At 60.4% G+C, this 26,508-nt stretch carries 18 protein-coding genes; 4 read left to right on the top strand and 14 right to left on the bottom strand.

Going from position 1 to position 26,508, the window contains the following annotated elements:
* The 3 genes from H0V78_05250 to ccsA all read right to left on the bottom strand — a co-directional run.
* Positions 1-97: cytochrome c biogenesis protein CcmE (locus H0V78_05250; protein ID MBA2351200.1), on the bottom strand; the 97-nt coding region annotated here is incomplete at its 3' end.
* Between the two features lie 31 nt (positions 98-128).
* Positions 129-323, bottom strand: a complete 195-nt coding sequence (gene ccmD, locus H0V78_05245) for a heme exporter protein CcmD (protein ID MBA2351199.1) — start codon at positions 321-323, stop codon at positions 129-131.
* A 25-nt stretch (positions 324-348) separates the two neighbouring features.
* Positions 349-1,092: a cytochrome c biogenesis protein CcsA gene (ccsA, locus tag H0V78_05240; protein MBA2351198.1), complete on the bottom strand. Its 744-nt coding sequence runs from the start codon at positions 1,090-1,092 to the stop codon at positions 349-351.
* Between the two features lie 334 nt (positions 1,093-1,426).
* On the opposite strand from ccsA, the gene H0V78_05235 reads away from it, so the two are divergent.
* Positions 1,427-2,965, top strand: coding sequence for a DegQ family serine endoprotease (locus tag H0V78_05235; GenBank protein MBA2351197.1), 1,539 nt, complete (start codon positions 1,427-1,429; stop codon positions 2,963-2,965).
* Between the two features lie 407 nt (positions 2,966-3,372).
* On the opposite strand, the gene H0V78_05230 is transcribed toward H0V78_05235, so the two are convergent.
* The 10 genes from H0V78_05230 to H0V78_05185 form a co-directional block, all read right to left on the bottom strand.
* Positions 3,373-8,616, bottom strand: coding sequence for a malto-oligosyltrehalose synthase (locus H0V78_05230; protein ID MBA2351196.1), 5,244 nt, complete (start codon positions 8,614-8,616; stop codon positions 3,373-3,375).
* 45 nt (positions 8,617-8,661) lie between these two features.
* Positions 8,662-10,512: a malto-oligosyltrehalose trehalohydrolase gene (gene treZ, locus H0V78_05225; protein MBA2351195.1), complete on the bottom strand. Its 1,851-nt coding sequence runs from the start codon at positions 10,510-10,512 to the stop codon at positions 8,662-8,664.
* Between the two features lie 41 nt (positions 10,513-10,553).
* Positions 10,554-12,710, bottom strand: a complete 2,157-nt coding sequence (gene glgX, locus H0V78_05220) for a glycogen debranching protein GlgX (protein MBA2351194.1) — start codon at positions 12,708-12,710, stop codon at positions 10,554-10,556.
* A 374-nt stretch (positions 12,711-13,084) separates the two neighbouring features.
* Positions 13,085-13,354 carry a GlsB/YeaQ/YmgE family stress response membrane protein gene (locus tag H0V78_05215; protein MBA2351193.1) on the bottom strand — a complete coding sequence of 90 codons (270 nt, stop codon included), beginning with the start codon at positions 13,352-13,354 and terminating at the stop codon, positions 13,085-13,087.
* Between the two features lie 404 nt (positions 13,355-13,758).
* Positions 13,759-14,964 carry a glucose-1-phosphate adenylyltransferase gene (locus H0V78_05210; protein MBA2351192.1) on the bottom strand — a complete coding sequence of 402 codons (1,206 nt, stop codon included), beginning with the start codon at positions 14,962-14,964 and terminating at the stop codon, positions 13,759-13,761.
* Positions 14,965-14,981: 17 nt separating this feature from the next.
* Positions 14,982-18,317 (bottom strand): maltose alpha-D-glucosyltransferase, encoded by a 3,336-nt coding sequence (gene treS / locus H0V78_05205; protein MBA2351191.1) that lies wholly within the window; start codon positions 18,315-18,317, stop codon positions 14,982-14,984.
* Between the two features lie 122 nt (positions 18,318-18,439).
* Positions 18,440-20,428: an alpha-1,4-glucan--maltose-1-phosphate maltosyltransferase gene (locus H0V78_05200; protein ID MBA2351190.1), complete on the bottom strand. Its 1,989-nt coding sequence runs from the start codon at positions 20,426-20,428 to the stop codon at positions 18,440-18,442.
* Positions 20,429-20,440: 12 nt separating this feature from the next.
* Positions 20,441-21,727 carry an alpha-amylase gene (locus tag H0V78_05195; GenBank protein MBA2351189.1) on the bottom strand — a complete coding sequence of 429 codons (1,287 nt, stop codon included), beginning with the start codon at positions 21,725-21,727 and terminating at the stop codon, positions 20,441-20,443.
* A 157-nt stretch (positions 21,728-21,884) separates the two neighbouring features.
* Positions 21,885-22,661: a hypothetical protein gene (locus tag H0V78_05190; GenBank protein MBA2351188.1), complete on the bottom strand. Its 777-nt coding sequence runs from the start codon at positions 22,659-22,661 to the stop codon at positions 21,885-21,887.
* A 271-nt stretch (positions 22,662-22,932) separates the two neighbouring features.
* Positions 22,933-23,415, bottom strand: coding sequence for a DUF2934 domain-containing protein (locus tag H0V78_05185; protein ID MBA2351187.1), 483 nt, complete (start codon positions 23,413-23,415; stop codon positions 22,933-22,935).
* A 293-nt stretch (positions 23,416-23,708) separates the two neighbouring features.
* On the opposite strand from H0V78_05185, the gene H0V78_05180 reads away from it, so the two are divergent.
* From H0V78_05180 to H0V78_05170, 3 genes are all read left to right on the top strand, one after another.
* Complete coding sequence (locus H0V78_05180; protein MBA2351186.1) at positions 23,709-24,086, top strand: DUF4398 domain-containing protein; 378 nt, start codon at positions 23,709-23,711, stop codon at positions 24,084-24,086.
* Between the two features lie 75 nt (positions 24,087-24,161).
* Positions 24,162-25,184 carry an OmpA family protein gene (locus tag H0V78_05175; GenBank protein MBA2351185.1) on the top strand — a complete coding sequence of 341 codons (1,023 nt, stop codon included), beginning with the start codon at positions 24,162-24,164 and terminating at the stop codon, positions 25,182-25,184.
* Positions 25,185-25,428: 244 nt separating this feature from the next.
* On the top strand, positions 25,429-26,232 hold the full coding sequence (locus tag H0V78_05170; GenBank protein MBA2351184.1) for a VacJ family lipoprotein: 804 nt from the start codon (positions 25,429-25,431) through the stop codon (positions 26,230-26,232).
* Positions 26,233-26,303: 71 nt separating this feature from the next.
* Here the strand turns inward: H0V78_05170 and H0V78_05165 are convergent.
* The coding region (locus tag H0V78_05165) for a tetratricopeptide repeat protein (GenBank protein ID MBA2351183.1) at positions 26,304-26,508 on the bottom strand (205 nt) is incomplete at its 5' end.

Here is a 26,508-nt window from a genome sequence, read left to right as displayed (position 1 = left end):
GATTGCCTTCGAAGGCGTTCAATACCAGCGCGACAGCGATGGCCAGCGCGCCGAGTCCGCCGGCTATGATCGCGAATTTCCTGTTTCTGGGTTTCATGGGCGTCCTGGTTCGATCGCGTTGCCAGCTTTCATGGGCGAACTTTGACGTGCGCGCTCATTTGCGATTCGCGCATACGACTCAGACGAAGACGGATGGTTCGCCTTCGCCCGCGCAGCGCCAGCAACTCGATCGCGATGGCCGCGGTCGTGATCAGATACGAACCCCAGACATAGAGCCCATAGCCGCCCATGGCAAAAAATTCGCTCGCGCTGTTCCAGTTCATGTTGGCCGATTCGTATACGGCCTGTTCATGCCGTCCCCGTCGCGTGTTCGCGCAATTCGCCGACCCATGCAGCGCGGCTTTCGCGCTCCAGGATGATGCAGCGAACGCGAGCCAGCACCGCTGCGATACTGTAGCTCCACAATGCAAACGTCATAATCAGCATGCCGCTCAGCATGGTTGTCGCCATGGTTGGCGCTGAAGTCAGGCTGACCGATGCGCCCTGATGCAGGGTGTTCCACCATTGCACCGAAAAGTAGATGATCGGAATATTCACGACACCGAGCAACACGAGCAGCGCCCCGGCCTTGTCGGCGCGGCGCGGATCGTCGATGGCGGCTTGCAGCGAAATAAAGCCGAGATAAAGAAACAGCAGGATCAATTCCGAGGTCAATCGCGCATCCCACACCCACCAGGTTCCCCATGTCGGTTTGCCCCACGCCGAGCCCGTCACCAGGGCAACGAAAGTAAACATCGCGCCGGTCGGCGCCAGCGCGCTCGCCATCATCGATGACAGGCGCGTATTCAGCGCGAAACCGATACCCGCCCACACTGCCATGACCACATAGATCAGCATCGACATCCAGGCTGCCGGCACATGGATAAATATGATGCGATAGGCTTCGCCCTGCTGCGCATCGGTCGGCGCGATGAAAAAGCCGATGTACAGACCGGCGATGCCGAGTGATATAGCCGCGAGCGCGAACCACGGCGCGAGCTGGCCAGCCAATGCATAGAAATTCTGTGGAGATGCGTATTTGAACCAGTTCATAGCTCGCGGATTCTGAGCTGCGCGCAACCTGTTCGGACGAACCCGTAGGCGCAGCGCACAGTCTGTCCAGACCGCGCCAAAGGGATCGCTATTATAAGCCAGCAAAACCGGCGCATGCATTTGCCGCCGGACACGCACGGGCACGGCGCACCTGAACTTAGCCGCGCCGGCGATAGTCAGAGGCGTAGTCGAGAGTTCATTGTCGAGTTTAAAGCCCGATCGAATACGCTTCCGCAAGGGATTCTGGCGCAAGTGAACATTTCAGGATGTGAGGGCTCAAACCTGTATATGAGCCTCAAACCTGTATGCGCTTTCTCACTGGAGGAGAAGTTGAATGTTTAGAGCAACAAAGTTAGCCGCCGCGACTGCCGCGCTGTCCGTCGGCCTTGCGGCATGTTCACCGAACCAATCGCCGATCTCGCAGGCTCTCGCCATCGGACCGGCGCAGCAAACCGGCGAGAACATAGTCCCACCCGAGCGCCTGCCGAATTTCGCGTCGCTGGTCGAGAAAGAAGGCGATGCCGTCGTCAATATCAGCACCACACGCACCGCCAAAGCCGGTATGCCACAATTTCCTGGCATGAACGAGGACGATCCGTTCTTCGAATTCTTCAAGCGCTTCGCGCCGCCCGGAGCCATGCCGGGGCCAGGCGGTCCGGGTGTGCCGGGGGGACCTGGCCAAGGCCCGGAAAGGCCAGGCGCTGATCCGCGGGAATTCCAGGCCCAAGGCTTGGGTTCTGGCTTCATCATCAGCGAAGACGGCTATATTCTGACCAATGCGCACGTCGTCGCCGATGCCGACGAAGTGACGGTAAAAATGGCGGACGGCAAGGCCGAATACAAAGCCAAGGTCATCGGCATCGACAAGCGCACCGATGTCGCCCTGATCAAGGTCGACGCGACCAAGCTGCCGAAGGTCACGATCGGCAATTCGAGCGGCGTCAAGGTCGGCGAGTGGGTGGCGGCGATTGGTTCGCCATTCGGCTTCGCGAACAGTGTGACGGCCGGCATCGTCAGCGCCAAGGGTCGTTCCCTGCCCGACGATTCCTATGTGCCGTTTATCCAGACCGACGTTGCCGTCAATCCGGGAAATTCCGGCGGACCATTGTTGAATCTGAAGGGTGAAGTAATCGGCATCAACTCGCAAATCTATAGCCGGACCGGCGGATATCAGGGCGTGTCGTTTGCGATTCCGATCGAAGTCGCGATGGATATCAGCAAGCAACTGCAAGCAACCGGCAAGGTGACGCGCGGCCGGCTCGGCGTTGTCATTCAGCAGGTGACGCCCGAATTGGCCAAATCGTTCGGTCTGAAAGATTCGAACGGCGCGCTGGTTGCGTCGGTCGAGCCCGGCAGTCCGGCGGAGAAAGCTGGCCTGAAACGCGGCGACGTGATTCTGCAATACGAAGGCAAGCCCGTCGAAAGCTCGATCGAGTTGCCGCGTGTCGTCGGCACGACCAAGCCTGGAAGTACCGCCAACGTTCAGGTCTGGCGCGACGGCAGCATGCAGGACATCAAAGTCGTCGTCGGCGAAATACCGTCCGAGAAAGTCGCCGCGCGCGCCGAACAAGCGCCGGAGCGGACAGCCAACCGGCTTGGTCTTGTGTTGAATGAAATGAGCCCCGAGCAGCGCAGTCAAACCAAGTCGACCGGGTTGATCGTGCAGTCGGTGCAGGGCTCGGCAGCCAAAGCCGGCATCCGCGAAGGCGATGTGATTCTCGCGGTCAATGACAAGGAAGTCGGCAGCACCGAGCAGTTCGACAAGCTGATCGGCCAGAACAGCGCCGAACAACCCGTCGCGCTACTCGTGCGCCGCGGTGAAAGCACGCTGTACATCGCGGTCAAGCCGGGTTTGAGCGAGCGCGTCGGTTAAGCGATCGTCAGCCGACGAATTGGCAACCGGGATAGCGCAAGCCTGACAACAGGAGCTTTGCAGCAGGAAACGAACTGGCCGGTAACGCGCCGGCATCACGTAAGCGGCTTACCGGTTCTGCGTTTCGCAGAGATCGGCAATCGCCAGATGTCAGAAGCGGTTTTCGCGTGCATTTCCGCGCGCGGAAACCAGAAACGATGAGGAAAATGGCGCATGACACGCAACGATTTAGTTTTACTCGGCATGGCGCTAGCCGCCTCGGCGTTGGCTGGCTGCGATCGGCAAAAATTTAAGCTCTAAAGCGATGGCGTCACGCAGCAATCCGCCCGCGCCCAAGTGAGCGGTGCGCGGAAATGACGTTTTGGCTTTATGCGTGCCAGTCTCCTCTTTTTGGTACGAGCAAGAGTTCAATAACCGACGAGTAAGGCGAGCGGGAAATTCTCGAATAAGGCGGCGGCGCGAATAACGCGGTTAATGTCTCGTTGTTCATCCTCGACGGGCTCGCCGGTAAACACGTTGCGATAGCGCTGCGGCCCATTGCCAGCCGGGAGTTGCACCACCGTTTCTGTCCACACTTCTCGCCACCCTTGTACGTCCGATCCATCCGCCAACCCCTGCGCGGAAGCCTTGATGAGGCCCCCGATCAGTCGCGGCACGGCGACGATAATCCGAATTCCTTCATGCGAACGCGAAAAAGCGCAAATATGTTGCGCCTTCGGTCCTTCGCTCGCCAGCGGCGAATAATCGCCTTGCTGAAACACTGCGGCGAAACGCGCCCGCGTTTTCAACCCTTGTTCGGTCACGTATAGCTTGATACGGCCGTCGTGCATGTTGGCGGCTAGTTCGCGGGCCAGCGACAGCTTCGCGTCGCCGTTCGATTCGGTATGCGATTCGCCATCGTCAGGGCCATGACGCTTGCCCAGCGCATCGAGCAGCGCGCTGCGCCGCGCATAGTCGACTGCGCGCCGGTTGTCGGGGTCTACCAGGCTGAAATCCCATACCTCGTTGCCCTGATAGAAATCCGGCACGCCGGGAACCGTCATTTTCAGCAATAACTGACTCAGGCTGTTGTAAAAGCCGAGGCGCGAAACCCGCTGCTGAAACGGAACGAAGTCGGCGAGGAACAGATCTCTTTGCGGGTCGGCGAGCACGGATGCAACGAACCGCTTCATGCCGTCTTCGTAGGCTTCGTCCGGATTCAGCCAGCTCGTATTGGTTTTCGATTCGCGCGCGGCCTTGATCATGTAGGTGGTTATGCGGTCGACATAGTTGTGCCGGCCGGCCTCGTCCATTTCCTCGAGCGGCCAACTGCCAATCAGCGTTTGATACAGCAGATATTCGGCATTCTTGCTCGGCGCCGCGCGCCCCCCCACCCTGCCCTTGCGGCTGCGATTGATACGGCTCCAGCGCGTTACCCGCGTTTGCCATTCATCGGCCAGTTCCGACAGCACATCGATGCGCGCGCGCACGTCCTCCGAACGCTTGCTGTCGTGCGTCGAGGTGCCGAGCATTGCATGCGGCCACTGCCGCGCGCGCTGCTGGTTGGCGTAATGGAATGCCGCGAGCGAAATACCGAAGCGGCGCGGATCGCCGCCGACTTCGTTCAACGAGGTCAGACGGTGATAGATGTACAGCGCGGTATCTTCGAAACCTTTGGCCATAACCGGGCTCGTGAACTGCTGGAACTTCATTGCGAACTGGGTCACGGCGGCGCGGTATGCGGAATCGGCTCGCGGTTTGAATTCGAGAAGCAGCATGGCTTGAACGAAATCGAAAATAGCGAGATCGGTCGCGCTGCTTTTTTTGCGCGCGGCGCCGATTGCCCATTCGATATAACGCCGGTCTTCGGGACGCACGCGCCGCTGCGTCACGTAGGTGCGATAGACGGGAAAACACGCGACGACTTCCATCAACGCAGCGCGCAGACTCGATAGCGTGTAATCGCGCGTATAGCGGCTCGATTCCGAAATCCGGTTCAGCAGATTGGCCAGCACATTGAGCTCACCGGCCATAGCACCCTGCATGATGCGCATCTTGCTGACGTAAACGAGCTCGTCGAAATCGGTGCGTTCGCCGCCGATGAATTGCGAATACGTGCGCGACAGGGCCGATTCGCTGCCCTGATCGACGAATAGCGCATTGACCAGATTTGCGAAGTCGTAACCGCTGGTGCCGTGCAGCGCCCAGCTTTCGGGCAATTGTTCGTGCACAGCGAGGATTTTTTCGGCGACCACGTACAGCGATTTGCCGTTAGCGGCGCCATTGCCGCGGTTGGCTGGCGCTGCCTGCTGCAAACGCCGATAGTATTCCGCGGGATCGTACAGACCGTCCGGATGATCAATGCGCAAGCCCTCGATATCGCCTTTCGCCAGCAGATCGAAAACCAGGCTGTGGGTTGCGCGGAACACCTCGGGCTGCTCCATGCGCAGCGCCGCGAGATCGTTGATATCGAAGAAGCGCCGGTAGTTGATTTCCTCCGACGCGACGCGCCAGAACGCAAGCCGGTACGACTGCGTTTCGAGCAGCTCGTGCAGCTCGCGGAAACTGTCCGGCTGATCCGGATTGCCGTTCAGCGCCGCGACGTTTTCCTCGATCAAGGTCGCAATCGCCGATGATTCAGCGCACAGCGCAGCCAGTCTTTTCTTGTGCAGCTCTTTGTCGCGGCTGCGCACGGCGATTTTTTCCGGCGCTGATTCGGCCCGTCCGGGCAGCAGTGCGAACGCCGTGGTGAGGCTTTGAAATTCGATGACACTGCTGTTATCCGGCCCGAGCCGCGCAGCGAGCCGGTCGCTGCGCGCTTCGAGGATTTTCGGATACTGGCGCGGATCGATCGGCAGGCGGTGCTGGTAATAGGCGACGTGGAATTCGCCGCGCTCGCAGTCGAAGATCAGCTTCAGCGCGCCGCGATCGAGTACGGCTCCGTAATGATCGCCGAGGACAGGCAGCAGCACCTTGCCGCGCAGTTCGTCTTTCAGCGGCGCCCACGCGATGTCGAAGAAATCGGCATATTCGGAAGCCGGTCCGTTTTCCAGGACATCAAGCCACCAGCGGTTATCGGCCCCGCCGATGCCCATGTGGTTCGGAACGATGTCGAGAATCTGGTTCATGCCGTGCCGGCGCAAGGTCGCGACGAGGCGCGCAAACTCGGCCGGCGTGCCGATCTCCGGGTTGAACAACTGGTGATCGATAATATCGTAGCCGTGCCTGCTGCCCGGGCGCGCCTTCAGGTACGACGATGCATAAATATGCGAGATGCCGAGTTGCGCCAGATACGGCACCAGCCGGGCGGCGTCGTCGAACGTGAAGTCGCGGTTGAATTGCAGGCGGTAAGTCGCAAGCGGAATCACCGGCCCGCTTTTGCGCGCGCTATCGGATTCGGCGCGCCGCATCACCACGCCGCGCTCGCGCCGCAGCATATCGACAAGCGCGCCAAAGCGCGGATCTTCGCCCAGGTGCTCGAGCGCCAGCGTGTTTTTGCGCCGCCAGTTCGGATATTGATTGGTGGTGCCGGGCAAATTCATCTGCTCGATCGGGCCGCCGATGTCTTCGAGTTGCGCGATCATGATCATCGACGGCGTGCGTGCCAGAAACGTCTGAATGGCGAGCGCAAGTTCCGGGCTCATTTCGCCCGGCGGCGTGCCATCCGCGGTCATACCGGCCGGCAACAAGCCTTCCTGCTCGAGCGCGAGCAGGATCGCCGAGCGGGCGGTTGCGCGCGCCAATACCTGCTGCGCGCGTTGTGCCGGGCCGGGGAACAGCCCGAGCGAACTTCGCGCCGACAGATCCAGGCCTTTCCAGAAGCCGGCGAGCGTCGCCAGATCGTGCGTGCCCGCGGCGACCAGCGCCTGGCGCGGATAAGCCGACGGCGGGCACAGGCGCTCGCCGTCTTCTTTCTCGAAATGGAACAAGCGGTACGACAGCACGCCGGCCGGTTGCAGCGCGCTGCGAATTTCTTCGGGAACGGTGCCGAGATCCTCGCCAATCACCATGCAGCGATTGCGCCGGCTTTCGAGTGCGACGATCGCCAGCAATTCGTGCAGCGGGTAATAGACATAAGCGCCTGCGGGGCCGCCCTGCGGAATGCAGTAAAGCCGCAGCAGGCACATGACATGATCGATGCGCAGCGCCGATGCGTGGCGCATGGTGTGGCGCAGGATTGCGATAAAAGGCACATAGGCGGCCTGACGCAACGCATAAGGATCGAACGGCGGCAGGCCCCAGTTCTGCCCTTCCGGCGTATATTCGTCGGGCGGCGCGCCGGCGCTGGCGTCGAGCGCGTAAACGCTCTGGTCGGCCCACGCCTCGGCGCCGGCGCGATCGACACCGAGCGCCAGATCCTGATACAGGCCGACCAGCAAGCCAAGCTCGGCGGAAAGTTTGTTTGCCGCCTCGAACTGAATTTCGGCCTGCCATTGCAGATACTTGTAAAAGCCGATGCGCGCGCGATGCCCGGCGGCAAACGCTGCGACCGCGGCGCCGTCCGGATCACGGTACGCCTTCGGCCAGACAGGCCATCCCCAGATCGTGTTATCGGATACGAAAAAATGTTCCTGCAGGGCCTCGAACAATGCATGGCGCTCCAAAGCGTCATGGCTGCGATCCGCGTACGCGACAAAAGCCTTTCCGCGCGCGGATTTCGCGATGGCCGCCGCATCACCAACCTCTCTACCAGCCTCTGCGCCAGCCTCCGGCGTCTCGAGATGTTTCTCAGTGAAATGTTTGTACAGCATTTCCAGCACCGGAAACTTGACGGCGGCGACTGCAGGATAGTCGACAAGCTCGGATTGCCGCAGCGCCTGCAATCTTTGCGCGAAATCCGGCGCGTAGACGAATTCGCGCACCGCCTGGTTCTCGCTGAAATCGGCAATGGCTTCAACATCGAGGTACAGGTAATTCAGGAACAAGCGCGACGACGGACTGTATGGGCTGGCATGGACCGGGTTGTGCGGAAACAACGCGTGCAGCGGATTGATGCCGACGATGGCAGCACCCGCGGTATGGCAAATTTTCAGGAGCTCGCGTAAATCCGTGAAATCGCCGATGCCCCAATTGCGCGCCGAGCGCAGCGCATAAAGCTGCGTCGACACACCCCACAAACGCGCATCGTTTTCGAGCGCATCCGGAACATAACAGCGCTCGGGCGCCACGATCAGCGACATCACCGCAGCCGGTTCGTCGAGTGCGAAGCGGTGATAGCCGGCCTCCGGCGTTTGCGGCAGCGTGAAGCTGGTGCGCGCATAGCGCACGTCGCCTATCCTGCGTCGCTCGAGCACGTCGAGATTCGCGGCAACGAGTGTTCCGTTATGGCGTTGCCCGCTTTCTTCGATCAAGGTCCAGCGCAGCGTCCGCTCTGCCTGCCCAACCGGCAAAGTGAGTGCGATGCGGGTTGTGGCCGCATTGACGCTCGCCAGTTGCACCGGTGGCAATGGCGTCAGCCAGCTTTTGTCGTCGAGTTCCTGCGCGCGTTGCGGCACGCTTTTCGAGTGCTCGGCGTCGATGTGCAGCGCGCTCAAAAGACCGAGCAAGACCTCGTCGCTGGTGCGCTGCCGGCCACCCCAAATATCGGTGTATTCGGCGGCGATACCAGCCTTTTGCGCGAGTTGCTGCAGCGGGCTTGGCGACAACGGCTTCAGCGGCTCCTGTTTAGCCATCACCGGGTTTTCTTCTGACGTCCGGGCGGAGATTTTCCCTGGCCTTCATCGCGGCGGCCGCGCCAGATGCCAGAGCGCCGACCACGCCGGCAAGCTGCCGTGCCGGAATTCCTGCGCGGCCTTCTCCGGTTCGGCGCGCAGCAGCTCGCCTTCTGGTTTCAGCAGTTTGGGCGCCGGCGTCCCGCACAGATTCGCGCTCAGGGTCAGGTAAGAACCATCGCCGAGTTGCCAGGTGACCTGAAATGCATGGGCGGTAAACATTCGATAATGCGCGGCGCCACCCTTCACGCCCGACAGGCGCGGCGCGATTTCGATGCGGCGCAATTGCAGCAACGCCCGATGGAATTCGAAGCAGCCGCGATGATCGTCGCGATCCAGCACGGACCAGTCGAGCACCGCCGACCGCGCGGTTTCGGGCGCGTTCGGATCGGGAATTTTCTGTTGCGCCTCGGGGTCGCGGAATGCCGGAAAGCGCTCGAATTCCTTGCGCCGGCCGGCGGTGACGAGATCGCACAGCGGCGGCCCGAAATCGCAGAAAAACGGAAACGGCTGATCGGCGGCGAATTCCTGTCCCATGAACAGCAGTGGCGGCATCGGCGAGAGCAGCAGCACAGTCGTCGCGGCGCGCATCGCGGCGACTTCAGTCGAAGCGTCGATGCGCAAACCGAACGCGGTATTACCGACCTGATCGTGATTCTGCAGAAACGAAACGAAAGCGGTCGGCGGCAGATCTGCGCTCGGCTCGCCGCGCGCGGCGCCGTCGCGATGCTTCGATGTTTCGCCCTGATACGCAAACCCTTCGGCCAGCGCCCGCGCCAGGTAACGCGCCGGCGCTTCCGCGTAATCGCAATAGTAGCCATCGGTTTCATTGGTCAGCAGCACGTGCATGGCATGGTGAAAGTCGTCGTTCCATTGCGCCGTGTACCAGCGCGGCGCGCCATCGACGCCGCGCTTCAGGAACGATGCCGCGTTGTGGTCATTCTCGAGAACCAGATGAATATGACGCTCGGCGGCCGGCCCCCGCTGCACAGCTTCGGCGATTTCGCACAGAATATTTTTCGGCGACTCGTCGCGAATTTCGTGCACGGCGTCGAAGCGCAGCCCGTCGAGCTGGTATTCCTCGAGCCAGTAAAGCACGTTGTGGATGCAGAAATCTCGCACCGCGCGGCTGCCCTCGTCGCCGAAATTGACCGCGGCGCCCCATGGCGTGTGGAAGTGCTCCGTGAAGTATTGCGAGGCATACGCATTCAGGTAGTTGCCATCGGGGCCAAAGTGGTTGTAGACGACGTCAAGCAGCACCATCAGACCGCGCGCATGGGCCGCCTCGATCAGCGCCTTGAAGTCATCGGGCGTGCCGTAGCGGCTTTCCGGAGCGAACAGCAGGACGCCGTCATAACCCCAGTTATTGCGTCCGGGGAAATCGGCGACCGGCATGATTTCAAGCGCCGTGACGCCGAGTTCCGCCAGGTAATCGAGGCGCGCGATAGCGGCGCGGAACGTACCGTCGGCGGTGAATGTGCCGAGATGGAGTTCGTAGATAACGGCTTCATTCCACGGCCGCCCGCGCCAGTCCGATTCAGCGTCAGTCCACCGGTACGCGCACGGATCGATGACGACGCTGGCGCCGTGCACGTCATCGACATTGAAGCGCGACGCCGGATCGGGAACCCGCAAGTCCTGATCGATGCGATAGCGATATCGGCTGCCGGCGGACGCTTCCGCGGTAGTCAGTCGAAAGAAACCGTCCGCGCCCGCCGGCATCGCGATCAACTTCTCCGCGCCGTCCTGTTCCAGGCACAGCTCGACCGATTTCGCGTCCGGCGCCCACAGCGCAAAGCGCACCGCGCCATCGTCGAGGACTTCGGCGCCAAACGGCATCCTGTGTTGTGTTTTCATGGTGCTTTCGTCAGGCGGAGATCGGGAACAGGGGCCGCGCCTCAACTCTCATAACCTGGTCTGCGCGAATTCGGATTGGTCTGCGTGAATATGGCGACCGAGCGCCCTTTCAGCGCGTAAGGAGTTCCGGGATCGACGCGCGGACCGCGCTTCAGCCCGCCTTCGAAGGTGGTATCCATGACGAGGTCCCAGTGCGCGGTTTCGCCGTAAGCGGGTATCACGAACGGGATTTCCTCGTGATGCGCATTCAGCAGAATCAGGAAATGATCGTCGTATTCGTGACGGCCGCGCTCATTGCGTTCCTCGCCGGCGTCGCCTGATAACAGCAGCCCGAGGCAACGCGCGAAGCCGACGCTCCATTCCTCGTCGCTCATCTCGGTACCAGCCGGCGTCAGCCACAGGATGCCTTTGACATTGACTTCGGGGATATGCTGGCCCTGAAAAAAGTGGCGGCGATGCAGCACTGGATGGCGCGCACGCAGGCTGATCATACGTTGCGCGAATGCCATCAGGGCCAGGGCGGTGGAATCGAGATACCAGTCGAACCAGCTGATTTCGTTATCCTGGCAATAGGCATTATTGTTGCCGCGCTGCGTACGCCCCATTTCGTCGCCGGCGACGATCATCGGCACGCCCTGCGACAGGAATAACGTCGCCAGAAAATTTCGCTTCTGCTGCTCGCGCAGCGCGTTGATCGCGGGATCGTCGGTGGGGCCTTCGGCGCCGCAGTTCCAGCTGCGGTTATGGCTTTCGCCATCGCGATTGTCCTCGCCATTGGCCTCATTGTGCTTGTCGTTAAAGCTGACCAGATCGTGCAGGGTAAAGCCGTCGTGCGCGGTGATGAAATTGACGCTGGCATAAGGCCGCCTGCCGCCCGATTCGTACAGATCGCTGGAGCCGGCCAGCCGATAGGCGAGATCGCCGATCAGCCCGCCGTCGCCTTTCCAGTAGGAACGCACATCATCGCGATACTTGCCGTTCCATTCCGTCCAGCCGACCGGAAAATTGCCGACCTGATAGCCGCCCTCGCCGAGATCCCATGGCTCGGCGATCAGCTTGACCTGCGAAATGACCGGGTCCTGCTGGATGATGTCGAAGAATGCGCCGAGCTTGTCGACTTCATGCAATTCGCGCGCGAGCGTCGAAGCCAGATCGAAGCGGAAACCATCGACGTGCATTTCATGGACCCAATAGCGCAGCGAATCCATGACCAATTGCAGCGCGCGCGGATGCGTCATGTTCAGCGTATTGCCGGTGCCCGTGTAATCCATGTAATGGCGCAAATCGCCGTCGACCAGCCGGTAATACGACGCGTTGTCGATGCCGCGAAACGACAGGGTCGGCCCTTGATGATTGCCTTCGGCGGTATGGTTGTAAACGACATCGAGAATGACCTCGATGCCGGCGCTGTGCAGCGTCTTTACCATGGTGCGGAATTCGTTCACCGGATCGCCGACCGAATAGCGCGCATCGGGCGCGAAAAATCCAATCGAATTGTAGCCCCAGAAATTGCTCAAACCTTTGTCGATCAGGTGACGGTCGTTGATAAAACGCTGCACCGGCATCAGTTCGACAGTCGTAACGCCGAGCCGCCGCAGATGCTCGATGACCGGTTCGGTCGCCAGCGCCCCATAGGTGCCGCGCAACCTTTCCGGGACTTCCGGATGCTTGACCGTAAAACCCTTGACATGCGTTTCGTAAATGACAGTGTCATTCCATGGCACGCGCGGCGGCTTGTCGTTACCCCACGTGAAAGCCGCATCGATGACCTGGCATTTCGGCATGCCGGGCGCCGAATCGCGCCGATCGAACGACAGGTCGGCCCGCTCCGAGCCGATGCGATAGCCGAACTGCGCGTCGCTCCAGTTCATCCCGCCGACGATATTTTTGGCGTAGGGATCGAACAGCAGCTTGTTCGGATTGAAGCGATGGCCATTCCTGGGCTCGTAAGGTCCGTGCACGCGATAGCCGTACAATTGGCCGGGGCGAACCTGCGGCAGATAACAGTGCCAGGCGCGGTGGGTTTTTTCCGGCATATCGATGCGATGCGCCTGCTGCCGGCCTTTGGCATCGAACAGGCATAGCTCGACGCCGGTCGCGTTGTCGGAAAAAAGGCTGAAGTTCACGCCTTCGCCATCCCAGGTCGCGCCGAGCGGATAGGGTTGTCCAGGCCATACTGCGAGATTCGGATAAGGCAATTGGTTTCCTTTCGATGATGGGCGCTCTAGCAAAGCGCATAGGCACGACGCCAGTGTGGCACTTTCACTATCTCATTGGGCGGGATGGCGGAGCGATATCGAACCACGGACTGCGCCGTTCGGCGTTATCGTGCTGACGACAGCCTGGTGCTGTTTTCAGATCACTCCGCGGATCATCGCACGGCCGAACAGACAGACGAAACAAAACCCCGGCATGCCGGGGTTTGAAGCTCGCTTACCGAACCAAGCGAGCAGACCAAGTACGCGGCCGACGAATGCAGCGCGCGAGCCTCTGCATTGCCGGTCCACATGATCCAGCGGCGCCTGGCGACTCGGCCGAGGAGCAGCGCAGACGCCGGCGGACGAGTGCAATACTAACGGACGCTGCCGCGGCGTATCAGGTTGACGATGGCGAGCAGAATGACGGCGCCCAAAAACGCAATGAACAACGCCGGCAAACTGAAGTTGCCTTCACTCAGGCTGCCCATTCCGAATAACGGGGACAAAAGCCAGCCGCCGAGGAATGCGCCGACGATGCCGACTACGATATTCAAAATCACGCCCTGTTGAGCATCCGTTTTCATCACTTTACTCGCCAGCCATCCGATGATGCCGCCCAATACAATCCAGATAATAAAATTAATCATTTGCTCCTCTCCTGGTTAAATAACTTCGATTCTCCGGCTTTCACCGGACGCCTGTTTCGGATCGACGCGCGAGTGGGTAGCCCGCACGCGGCAACGGAAGCAACTGCCTTCTTCTGCTGCACGGTTGGCTTCCTCCGCGCAACTCTTGAAAACCTTGCAATGCCGTCGTTAGCTTAGGCAATTCCTATGCCATTGGCGTACTCGTACCACGACCTCAAATCCATTTGTTTCCAAAAGGAAATCTGGGTCCGGGAACGATGGGCAGGAATGGTAGAGTTTACAAAAAAACAGATGAATGTGCAGTGGCAAGCACCGCCCGATCGGTGTTCCACGGCTGCCGATATTCCGCTGCGCAAGCCGCGATGCCATACTTTCACATCCTCGTCCATACCAAGGCGCGTCTATATCGCATAGCCGCGGTCGAGCCCGCGCTTGCCGCGGCCTATCACGACGATGCCCGAGTCCGAAACGTGATAGCGCTGGCGGTCGGCTGCTTCGTCGTAGCCTATGGTGGCGCCGGCCTTGATCACATTGTAGCGATCGACTATTACGCGCCGAAGCCGGCAACCGCGCTCGATGCGCGCGTAATCCATGATTATGCACTGGTCGAGCTCGACGCCCTCTTCGAGCGTAACCTCGCGGCGCAGGATGGTGTTTTTTACACTGGCGCCGCTAACCAACGCGCCGCCGCCCACAATGCTGTTGGAAATATTGCCGCTCAGGATTTTGGCGACCGGGCCCTGATAGCTCGACGAATAAATCGGCCACTGCCGATTGCGTACGTCGAAGCGCGGTTCGCGGCCCAGCACGTCCTGGTGCGCGTCGAAATACGCTTCGATGGTACCGACATCGCGCCAGTAGTTCACTTCCTCGTAAGCTTTCGCGCCCGGTATCTTGTTCTGGCCGAAGTCGTACGCGTAAACCTTGTGATCGCCGATCAGGCGCGGCAACACATGGCGCCCGAAATCGTTCTCGTGCTGGCTCTGATCCGATTCGAGCGCCGCGACCAGCGTCTCGGTCCGAAATAAATAATTGCCCATCGACGCGTATACGCGCGCCGGGTCGCCGGGCATCGGCGGCGGCGATTTTGGCTTTTCGAGAAACTCGGCGATCTTGCCATCGGCATCGGCGGTGATGACGCCGAACGCGGACGCCTGTTCTATCGGCACCGGGAGTGCTGCGACCGACACATCGCAATCGTTGTCCAGATGGAACGCGATCATCTGCCGCAGATCCATCCGGTAAATATGATCGGCCCCGAACACGGCGACGAGATCGGGCTTGTGCTGGTAGATCAGATTCAGATTTTGCCGTACGGCATCGGCGGTGCCCTGAAACCATTCCTCGCCGGCCAGCATCTGCGGCGGCACGATGGTCACGAATTGCGCCGGAAGCATCGGCGACAGCACCCACGACTGGCGCACGTGCTCGATCAGCGATTGCGATTTGTATTGCACCAGCAGATAGATCGAGTTGATTTCGGAATTGATCAAATTGCTCAGCACGAAATCGACGATGCGGTAGCGGCCGCCAAATGGCACCGATGGCTTGGAGCGTTCCGCCGTCAGCGGGTGCAGCCGGCTGCCCTCGCCGCCCGCCATCACCATCGCCAAAACTTTTTCGTTCACGGCTTCGTAGTGTCAGGATTGATTGCGATATTCAAGCCGAGCAGTTCGGCAATCCCGTTCAGCGGAATCTGTACCCAGTCGGGACGGTTGGCCAGTTCATAGCGGACTTCGTACAGCGCTTTTTCGAAAGTGAAAAGATCGAGCAGGCTGCGCACTTCATCAGACCAGGCGTCCGGCGGCCCGCCGTAACTTTCCAGAAAGCCGGTAGCCGCCTGTCTTTCCCAGTCGGCGGCAAGTTCCGCGAGCAACGGTCGGTCGCGCGGCCGATCGGCCGCCAGCCGCAGCACCGATTCGTTCGCCGCGTAATTCAGCGAGCGGCGCATGCCGGCGACATCGCGCAGCGGCGAATGCTTGACACGCCGCTCAGCAAGCGGGCGCGCCGGTTCGCCTTCGAAGTCGACGATGACGACATCGTTGTGTGCGATCAGCACTTGACCGAGATGAAAGTCGCCGTGGTAGCGCGTTTTCATTGCATCCTGTGCGGACCCTGCGGAGACGGGATTCCATTTCATCCGCGCGCTTTGCTCGATGCGCGCAATCAGCGCCGCGGTGTCGGCGAGCACGCCGTCGGCAACGGTACGGGCTGCGTCCGACAATCCGGAAAGGCTTTGATCGAGCGACTTGAGGGTGACTCGCGCATCTTCCGCGACGCGCGCACTCCAGCGCTGGACATCGTCCGCGCTGACGGGCTCCGGATCGAAATCCGGGTTGCCGTGCGGCACCGCGAGCGCGGCGTGCAGTTCGACCGTACGTTGCCCGAGCACACGCATCAGCATCAGATAAACCGCGTGGGCATCGGCGGCGGGCCGGCTGTCGCGATCTTTCAGCAGCCGCGCATCGAGGAAGCGTTCGAGATACGACAGCGTATAAGACCAGCCATCGCCCTGATTGCCGATATAACCCTGCAGCGCGGCCAACGTGATCACTTTGTCTTCACCTTCGCAATACTCGAGCGCGCCGGCGAGCGGCGGGATGCGTACCGCCGGCGCGGTCTGAGTCAGGAACTGACCGATCTCGAGCTCGGGATTGCGGCCCTCGATCAGCCGCCGGTAGCCCTTCAGAATCAGGCGTTCGCCGATGACGACCGAGGTATTGCTCTGCTCGATGCCGAGCCTGCGCAAGGTCATGTCGCCATCGCCGGCGAGTTCGTCGAACACGGCGGTTGCGTGAAAGCGCAGCCGCCCGGCGCCGCTGGCGATCTCGCGATTATCGTGCATCGCACCCGCCATCGCGCGGCAGAAGGCATCGTCGAAAAAAGCGTCGTACAACATACCGGTCCGCGATTTCATACGGATGCGCGCATAGGGATTACGCGTCGCGCCCGGCTTGCCGTCGGCGTCATCGCTGTCCCACGCCACGGATATCGGCACGAAATAACACTGGCTGCCCTGCTCCGCCGTATGCACGCTCGCCCAACCGAGCAGCCATGCGCTATCGCCGTGCTCGAACAGCACGGCATGGGCGAGTTCGATACCGGTGATCGCGGCGCCTTTGAGCGCAAACCAGCGTTGCGACGACAGCATGGCCGGCAAGACTTCGCGTTCGAGTTGCTGGCGCGCCGGCGTTTCGAGCAAGCGCTGCAACACTTCGTTGTGCGCAGTGGCCGCGGTGACGTTTCTTGCGCCGGAGGCTATCACCAGAACCGGTAGTTCAGTGCGCGGCAGGCGTTCCTCGTGCCAGCGCGGACCCGCGGCCTCGGTCGCGAGGCTGAACCAGTAAAACGCGTAACCCGGCAAAGTCAGGAAGTACGGCAGGTCGCCGATCGGCGGAAACGGCGTGCGGCCGACGAGCTCGATCGGCACCAGGTTTTTATAAGAGACGAGATCGAGTTCGGCCGGCTGCGCCGAGCGCGAAAGATTTGCCACACACAGGATCACTTCGTCGCCATATTCGCGCACGTAGGCGAGCACTTTGCGATTGCCCGGGCGCAGCAGGGTCAGCGTGCCGCGGCCGAACGCCTGATAGGCTTTGCGCACCGCGATCAGCCGCTTCATCCAGTTCAAAAGTGAAGACGGACTGCGGCTTTGCGCTTCGACATTGACGCCTTCGTAGCCATAGACAGGGTCCATGATCGGCGGCAGAAACAGGCGTGCCGGATCGGCACGTGAAAAGCCGGCGTTGCGGTCGGAGCTCCATTGCATCGGCGTGCGCACGCCGTTGCGGTCGCCGAGATAAATGTTGTCGCCCATCGCGATCTCGTCGCCGTAATACAGGATCGGCGAACCGGGCATCGACATGAGGAGACTGTTGACGAGCGCTATGGTATCGCGATTGTTCTGCATCAGCGGCGCCAGCCGGCGGCGGATGCCGACATTGACGCGCATGCGCTTGTCGGTCGCGTAAATCTGGTACATGTAGTCGCGCTCGCTGTCGGTGACCATTTCCAGGGTCAGTTCATCGTGATTGCGCAGGAAAATCGCCCACTGGCAGTTGTCCGGAATCGACGGCGTCTGGCGCAGAATATCGACGATCGGATGGCGGTCTTCCTGGGCGACCGCCATGTAGATGCGCGGCATCAGCGGAAAGTGATACGCCATATGGCATTCGTCGCCATTGCCGAAATAATCGCGCACGTCCTCCGGCCATTGATTGGCCTCGGCCAGAAACATGCGATTCGCATAATGCTGATCGAGCGCCGCGCGCATCTGCTTCAGCACGGCATGCGTCTCGGGCAGATTCTCGTTATGGGTGCCTTCGCGCACGGTCAGATACGGAATCGCATCGAGCCGCATGCCGTCGACGCCGGCATCGAACCAGAAGCGCATGACGCGGATCACGGCTTTCACCACCTGCGGATTGTTGTGGTTCAGGTCGGGCTGGTGCGAAAAAAACCGATGCCAATAATACTGGCGCGCTACAGGATCCCACGCCCAGTTCGAGGTTTCGGTATCGGTGAAAATGATGCGCGTGTCGGCGAACTTCTTGTCGTCGTCGCTCCAGACGTAGAAATCACGCTTCGACGAACAGGCCGGCGCGGCGCGCGCAGCCTGAAACCACGGGTGCTGGTCCGATGTGTGATTGATGACGAGCTCGGTAATCACGCGCAAATCGCGCTTGTGGGCTTCGCGCACGAACTGGCGGAAGTCGTGCATGGTGCCGTAGTCGGGATGGATGTTGCGGTAGTCGGCGATGTCATAGCCGTCGTCGCGCATCGGCGACGGGTAAAACGGCAGCAACCACAGCGTATTGACGCCGAGGTCCTGAATGTAATCGAGCTTCTGGATCAGGCCGGCAAAATCGCCGAGACCGTCGTTGTTGCTGTCGAAAAACGCCTTGACGTGCAACTGGTAAACGATGGCGTCCTTGTACCAGAAGGGATCGTTGGAGAGCATTTTAGGAAATCGGGAATTGGGAAGCGGCAAACAACACGGATGTCATTCCCGCGACCGCTGGAATCCACCGGTCTGAAGCACTGGATTCCGGCGCGCGCTCGGCGCGTCCGGAACGGCATCCGCTAAAAACACGGTTCCGCATATTCTTTGTACGCCCACGGACTGATCCGGTAAATCTCCGCCGGATTCACCTGCGGATCGAGATCGACGCTGTGCCTTGCGCCGCGCCACAAATGCTTTTTACCGCTCAACAATTCCTCGACCTGGAACGTGCGGTCGCGCTTTATCCCCATTTCGGCCAGCGGAAACTCGAGCACCGCCTGATGCGGCTCGAACGGATCGAGATTGACGGCGATAAAAATGAGATTAGCGCGATCGCGGTCGGCCTTGCCGTAGAACAATATGTTGTCGTCGTCGGCCGGATAAAAGCGCAGGTTTTCGAATTCGTGCAGCGCCGGGTTTTCGGCGCGAATGCGATTGATCGCGGCGATGTAATCCTTGATGTTGCCAGGGCGATCCCAATCCCATACCTTGTATTCGTACTTTTCCGAATGCAGGAATTCCTCGCTGTCCGGCACCGCCGCGTTTTCGCACAACTCGAAGCTGTTGTAGATACCGTAGACGCTCGACAGCGTGGCAGCCAGGATCAGACGTATCTGGTGCGCCGGTCGGCCGCCGGTCTGCAGAAAGCCCGGCAGGATATCCGGCGTGCTGACGAAGAAATTCGGACGCAAATATTCGCGCACCTCGGTCTGCGTCAGTTCCGTCAGGTACTCGGTCAGCTCCTGCTTGAAATTTCGCCAGGTGAAATACGTATAGGACTGCGTGAAGCCAGCCTTCGCGAGAGCCTGCAGCAGTTTCGGCCGGGTGAAGGCTTCGGCCAGGAATATGACATCCGGATGGGCGTGCTGCACGTCCGCGATCAGCCATTCCCAGAATTGCACGGGTTTGGTGTGCGGATTATCGACGCGGAATATCCTGACGCCCTGCTTTATCCAGAACAGAAACACGTTGCGCCATTCACGCCACAACGCTTCGCGATGTTCGCCGTAGAAATTGACATTGACGATGTCCTGGTATTTCTTGGGCGGGTTCTCGGCGTGCTTTATGGTGCCGTCGGGGCGATAGCTGAACCACTCCGGATGTTCCGCGATATACGGGTGATCCGGCGAACACTGGATGGCGATGTCGAGCGCGATTTCCATATCGAGCTTGCGCGTTTCGACGACGAAGTTGCGAAAATCATCGAGCGTGCCGAGTTCGGCGTGTATCGCCGTGTGGCCGCCCTCCTCGTTGCCGATCGCATAAAAACTGCCCGGATCGTCCGGGCCCGGATTCAGGGTATTGTTCGGCCCTTTGCGATGCGTACGGCCGATGGGATGAATCGGCGTCAGGTAGACGACATCGAAGCCGAGGTTCCTGATTTCAGGCAGGCGCGCAACGCAGTCCGCGAACGTTGCGCTTTTGCCCGGCACAGTGCCCTGCGATCGCGGCACCATCTCGTACCATGCGGCAAAGCGCGCGCGCACGCGGTCGACGATCACTTCGAGTTCGCGGTCGTAAGTGGTGGCGAGGCTGCGATCCGGCGCCTGCTGCAGCAGGCGCTGCACGCGCTCAGACAGCACCAATTCGATGCGCTGTTCGTGTTCGGCCTCCGCGAACTGATCGAGGACCAGCGCGATCTGCTGCCGGAACGGCGCGGCCGCGCGCGGCACCGCGTCGGCAATCAGCAAGCGCCCTTCCTCGAGTTCGAGATGGATATCCTGTCCGGCCGCGGACTTTTTCTGGAACTCGTTGCGCCACGACAAAAACGCATCCGCCCAGGCGACGACCGTATACAGATAGCGCGTGTTGGCCGTCAATTCGAAACTGCCGGCCCAGCGATCGTTATCGACGAACCGCATCGGCGCCTCGCGCCAGCCGCCGCCGTTCCCGTCATCGCCCTTTTCGCGGTAGCGGACGACAGCCGCAAGCACGTCGTGACCTTCCTTCAGGATGTCGGCGGACACCTCGAAACGATCGCCGACTTCGCGTTTGACCGGGTAACGGCCGCCGTCGAGTTCGGGCTTGACGCCTTCGATAAAAACGGTGCGCGTTGCGCTGTGCTCCACGCCGTAGTTTCCTTATTCTTGCCGGTGAAAAATCCGCATGGCGCGGGCGGGTATCGATACCTCGGACGAGTTGCGGAATGTGAGCGGCGCCTGTCCCGGCGTAATCTCTTCGATCGAATCGCGCGCCGCGCCGAGCACGCCGCTGATCGCATCGACGCCGAACGGATGACTGGACCCGCCCAATGTATTGATGAGGCTGAGCGTACGCCCCGGCGTCTTCCGGCCGCGCCGCAAAAGTGCCGTGACCGGCGAATCGGGTGGCGTCACGCGCTGCTGCGGACCTTCCTCGTTGAGCACCGGCACCCGGCTTTTCATGGCGTTGACATCGCGAATGAAAGCCGTCAAATCGAAGCTCGGCATCTCCCAATCGTCCGGTCTTGTCCGGACGACATCGAGTTTTTTTCGAAAGCCGAATTCGTAGCCTTGGGTGATCATGACGCCGCTGGAAAAGCACGCCGCAAACAGATAGCGCAGCGCAGATTCGCGTGGGTCGGCGTCCGTATCCGCGGCAAGGCGGGTCGTATCGTGGCTATCGGGAAATGCAATGGAGGGTGCGATCTTGCGGAACATTTCGTATTGCTCGAGCAGCCAGGGCTCGCGGAAGTCCCACCATTTTGCACTATTGAAAAAATAATCGAAACCGGCGCTCTTCAGTTGTTCCGTTTCCGGCAGCCGGGCGCCGAGGGTCTCGGCAAAAAATTGCGCCTCCGGCACCGCTGCACGCGTCGCATCGATAACCGTCCCCCATACTGCACCGGGGATTTTATAAGCGGCATCGCAGCGAAAGCCGCGAATGCCGAGGCCGGCGTAATCAGCGGCCAGCCGCGCCCAGTATTGCGCGAGTTCGCCAGACTTCGCCGCGTAATCGAGTTCGGCGAGATCGCCCCAGACCGTCACCTGATTGGCGTCGGCGGGATCGATCGCGCTCGGACTCTTGATTTCACCGTTAGCTTCGCGCACGTACCAATCCGGGTGAGTCGAGACCAGTTCGGCATCTTTGGCCGTATGATTGATGACGAGGTCCATGATGACGCCGAGGCCATGGCGCTCGGCGTCGTCCACGAATTTGCGAAGCAGCGTTTCCGCGCTTTCGCTGCTATCGCCCTGCAGCAGAGGGTGCAGCCGATGATAATCCTTGACCGCATACAGGCTGCCGGAAAAACCCGGATAGTGGAACGGATTGACGAAAATCCAGTTGAAATCCATCGCCGCGATGCGCGGCAGATGCGCCGACCAATCGCTGACCTTGCCGGACAGCAACGGGAACAGATTGTAGATACGGGGTCCGATGACTGGCATTTCGAATTTGTCGAATTGATCGGGCCGGTATAGTGACTGCGGCAGATACCCGCGAAAGCAGAAAAAAAAGCAGGGCAAGCCCTGCTTCGATTCGACTACAGTTTCGTGTTTTCTTTATTCCACTCAGCGCTGATTTACCGCGCAACTGCTTCAGCGCTTACTTGCGTTTCGAGCCCGAACCTTCAGTCTCACGATCCAGCGCCGACGAACCCTGGCTGGTTGGATTACTCGGCTTTTCTCCAATCAGCGCCGAGTCATCGTTATCGGTTCCAGCGCCTTTTCCGGCGCGGCCCGAGACACCTTCCTTGTCGGTACGGCTCGAGCTGCCGCTGCCCGCGCCGCTTCCCGGTTTGTCATTCGTCCGTTTCGTCGCCGAGGAACCCTGGCTGGTCGGATCGCTCGATTTTTCTCCAACCGGCGCCGAATCATTGTTGTTGGTTCCAGCACCCGTTCCGGCGCGACCCGAGACGCCCTCTTTATCGCTACGGCTCGAACTGCCGCTGCCCGCTTTGTCAGTCGCCCGTTTCGTCGCCGAGGAACCCTGGCTGGTCGGATCGCTCGATTTTTCTCCAACCGGCGCCGAATCATTGTTATTGGTTCCAGCACCCGTTCCGGTGCGACCCGAGACGCCGGCCTCGCCTTTGGTCCGAGTCTTGACCGACGACATCATTTTGTCGCGCTCTTTCGCTGCTTTTTTCATGCAACTGGTTTTCGCCGCACCGCTCTGGTTGTTGCAGTTCGCTACCGCGGCTTTGTATTCGGCTTGCACTTCGGCGCGCGTGCGGTTAGACGAGTCATCGGTCACGCCGCGCTGCGAGCCGTAGTCGGATTTGCCTTTATCGGATGCGCCTGGATGCGATTCCTCGGCGGCAGCCGTGAAACTCAAGCCGGCCGTGAACAGCACCGCCAACATTCTGCTTAAGAACTTGTTCATACGTTTCTCCTCGATCATGGTTTGATAATTAGTTATGAGCGGCAAACCGCGCCGCAGCCAACCGTAAACAGCAATTACCGTACCTAATCAGTAGAGCGCCTTTCGCTACGCGCCGGCACCGCACCGTCGCCTAATAGCCCGTCCGTCGCGTGGGTTGGCTGAAGTCAGGGAAGCGGCATTGCAATCATTAGTGCGTTGCAAATCGAAATAATTCGCGCGCCATGGCGGTTTCCAAGGGAGGTTCAGTTCTTTTTACAAAGCATTGTAATTTTTACTGACTATCCTTCGAAATCCGTTGCTGCTTCCACTTTTGTTCCGCGCCTTCGCCTTCCCGCGTTGCGCCGCCGTACAGTTCGGCTTCCGCCAGCAACCAGTCATCTTCTTCCTTGCCCGGCTCGAAACCACGGCGTTCGGCGCGCGCATAGGCGGAAGCGGATATTTTTTGGTGGCGCTCGTCCGCGTTCTCCGCGATCGCCGTTGCGGGTATCGCTTGCGTATCGACATCCGATGAACCCGCGATCGCCGTTGCGGGTATCGCTTGCGTATCGACATCCGATGAACCGGCCTCGTTGTCCGTGAGGCTCATCACGCTCGTGCTACGAGCGGGTTCGCCTACTTGCTCATTTTCGTCTTGCTGAATCGGCTGTGTTGCAGTGTCCTGCTTGCCGGCCGCGCCGACTTTGCGTTTGACGCCGCTGCCCGATTTCTTCGCTGGCTGATCTTTCGATTTGTCGCTGTCTCGGCGCAGTCCCATGGGATTCTCCAGGTTCACGATGACAGCCTCGAAGCAATTAATATGCAACGACCGGAGCGGAGGAGCGGGATGCCGCCCCCGTTAAAAACAACGCGCCTCATGGTCCTGATCGGTCCGAATCAGGGCTGAATCGAGCAGCAGCGGTCGGCAAAAGAGCCGCGGCAAGTTTTACAAAACAGATCATAAAATCACGGGCTGTCCGCGCGACCCGTTTGCCGGGATAGTCCGGGAACGCTTCGTGCTCGGCCTCACCGTATCGGTCGTTTTTTTGAGCCGCATTCAAGGAGCAAAGCATGACCCATCGATCCTTATCAAAAGCATCCGGCAGCGTAGCTATGATGGCGCTCGCGTTCGCGGCGGGGTGCGCGAGCGTACCGGCTCCGACCGAGCAGATGGCGCTGTCGCGCGCCGCCGTGTCGGAAGCGCAAAGCGCCGGAGCGCCCGAATTCGCGCCCGTCGAATTCCGCTCGGCGCAGGCCCAGCTCGAAGAGGCGCGCACTGCGTTTCAGGGCGAAAACTATGTTGCCGCGCGACGCCTCGCCGAACGCGCCGAAGTCGATGCCAAGCTCGCGGAAACCAAGGCGCGCTCGGCGAAAGCGAATCGCGCGGTCGCCGAATTACGCCAAGGCATAGAGGCGCTACGCGAGGAAATCGAGCGCAAATCCAACTAGGCTTCGAGGCCTGTGGACCGCGCCCTGTGCGGAAACGAATTCAGTAACGAATCTGGCAAGGAGAAGACTATGAAAATGACCACAACGCGGGCCAGGGAGATCGTCCTTGCGATCGCCGCCATGTCCGCCGCCGGCTGCGCGAGCGTTCCGGAAAAAAACCCTGCCGTCGAGCAGGCGCGTGCTGCTTACGCGGCCGCGGCTTCCGATCCGCAGGTCGCGCAGAATGCCGCCGTCGAACTGAACCGCGCTGAGCGCGCGCTCGAGGAAACCGAGCGGCTTTGGAAAGACCGGGCCGAGCAGGCACAGATCGAACACAACGCCTATCTGGCAACGCAGCGATCGAAAATTGCGCGCGAAACCTCGCAGTTGCGCGCAGCCGAACAAGCGGTGACGACGACGAGCTCCGAACGCGACCGCGTGCTGTTGCAGGCGCGTACTCGTGAAGCGGAAGCCGCGCGCAATCGGGCTGATGCGAAATCGCAGGATGCCGAACAGTCCCGGCTGATCGCTGAAGCGCGCGCGCGTGAAGCGCAAGCTGCGCGCGACCAGGCGCTCGAGCAATCGCGTGAAGCGCAGACCGCGCGCGAACTTGCTGCGGCGCAGACGGCCGAAGCGCTTGCCGCAAAACAGCGCGCCGAGGAAATGCAGCAGCGCGCCAAAGAGCTGGAGTCGCAGCTTTCCGAACTGAAGGCGAAACAGACCGAACGCGGTCTGGTATTGACGTTGAGCGATGTGCTGTTCGATACCGGCAAATCAGAATTGCGCCCCGGCGCATCGCGCGCAATCGATCAACTGAGCAAATTTCTGAACGAGTATCCGGAGCGTTCGGCGATGATCGAAGGCTTTACCGACAGCGTAGGCGCTGAAAACTATAACCAGGGTTTATCGGAGCGGCGCGCCAACGCCGTGCGCGCTGCGCTGGTGACAGCCGGCATCGATCCCGGGCGCATCAATGTGCGCGGTTTCGGCGAGGCGTTCCCGGTGGTCAGCAATTCGACACCGGGCGGCCGCCAGCAAAACCGGCGCGTTGAGATCGTCATCTCGGACGAGAAGGGAAAAATCCCGGAACGGACGGCATCGGGCGCGCCGGCTTCCTGATCCTTTCGATGACGGCAAATTTGAAAGAACCTTAAGCGGCAAGCGAACCAGCAAAGCCGCCAGCGTCAGGCAGGCAGTGAGCGCCCAATGCCGCTGCCTCGTTTATTTGCCGGAAATATCCAGCGCACCCGGCAAAAAGTCTTGCAGCTATTCATCTCCCTGGCGTGCGCTCCAGGCGTGCGCAGGATATTTGCGCTGCCCGAATAAGCTATAATCGGCGCGGGTCGTTCTCTCGGATCGTGGGATGAAAAACGCTGACGCAAAACTTGCCCTGTTCCTCGCAGTGCTATTTCTGGGCGGTTGCGCAAGCACCGGCGACAACGCCGCCGGCCGCGGCGCCAGTACCGATCCGTTCGAATCGGTCAATCGCAAAATCTACAAAGTCAACGACACGCTCGACAAGGCGATATTGAAACCGGTCGCGACCGGTTACAAGGCAGTCGCGCCCTCGCCTGTTCATGACGGGGTAAGAAACTTTTTTTCGAACATCAATGATGTCATCGTCATCGTCAACGATCTGCTGCAACTGAAATTCGCGCAGGCGGCATCCGACACCGGCCGTTTCGCGGCGAATAGCACCGTTGGCCTGCTCGGTCTGGTCGATGTCGCGTCGCGCATGGGCTTACCCAAGCACAACGAGGATTTCGGTCAGACGCTGGGCGTCTGGGGGCTCGATACCGGGCCGTATCTCGTGTTGCCGCTGTTCGGGCCGAGTAACGCGCGCGACGGAGTCGGACTGATCGGCGATTTCACGCTTGATCCCGTCACCTACGTCGACCCGACCGGGATACGCCTGGGGTTATCGGGCGTCCGCACAGTGGATACACGCGCCAATCTGCTGCGCGCTGGTGGCATTCTCGATCAGGCCGCACTCGATCCCTACACGTTCCTGCGTGATGCCTATCTGCAGCGCCGGCGCAGTCTGGTTTACGACGGCAGCCCGCCGCTCGAGGACTACGAGGATTTCGGAGATTTTGAAGATCCGGAAAGTGCGGCCCCGACCAATGTGCCAGTGCCAGCCACTTCGCCCGACCCGGCTCAGAAGTAGACGTCACAAGGCGCTATTTACACGCTGCAACAGCGCACGCTGCAACAACGCTTTCTTCGCTCCTGATCAGCTCAATTTAGCCGCGCTGCCGAGCGCTGCAACTCGATGATGCGCTCGCGGATCGCGTCGGCGTCTTCGGCGCCATGCTCGACTTCCAGATAACGCTGAAAGTCGGTCAGCGCAGCCCGGAAACATTCGAGCTTTTGATAGATCGCACCGCGATCCCGTACTTCATGGACCTCACCGGGCGCGATCAGCAAAATGCGATCGACTGCC

Source organism: Burkholderiales bacterium (assembly GCA_013695435.1).
GTDB lineage: Bacteria > Pseudomonadota > Gammaproteobacteria > Burkholderiales > JACMKV01 > JACMKV01.
Note: the sequence above shows the minus strand (reverse complement) of the source record. Positions and strands in the feature narration are given on the sequence as shown.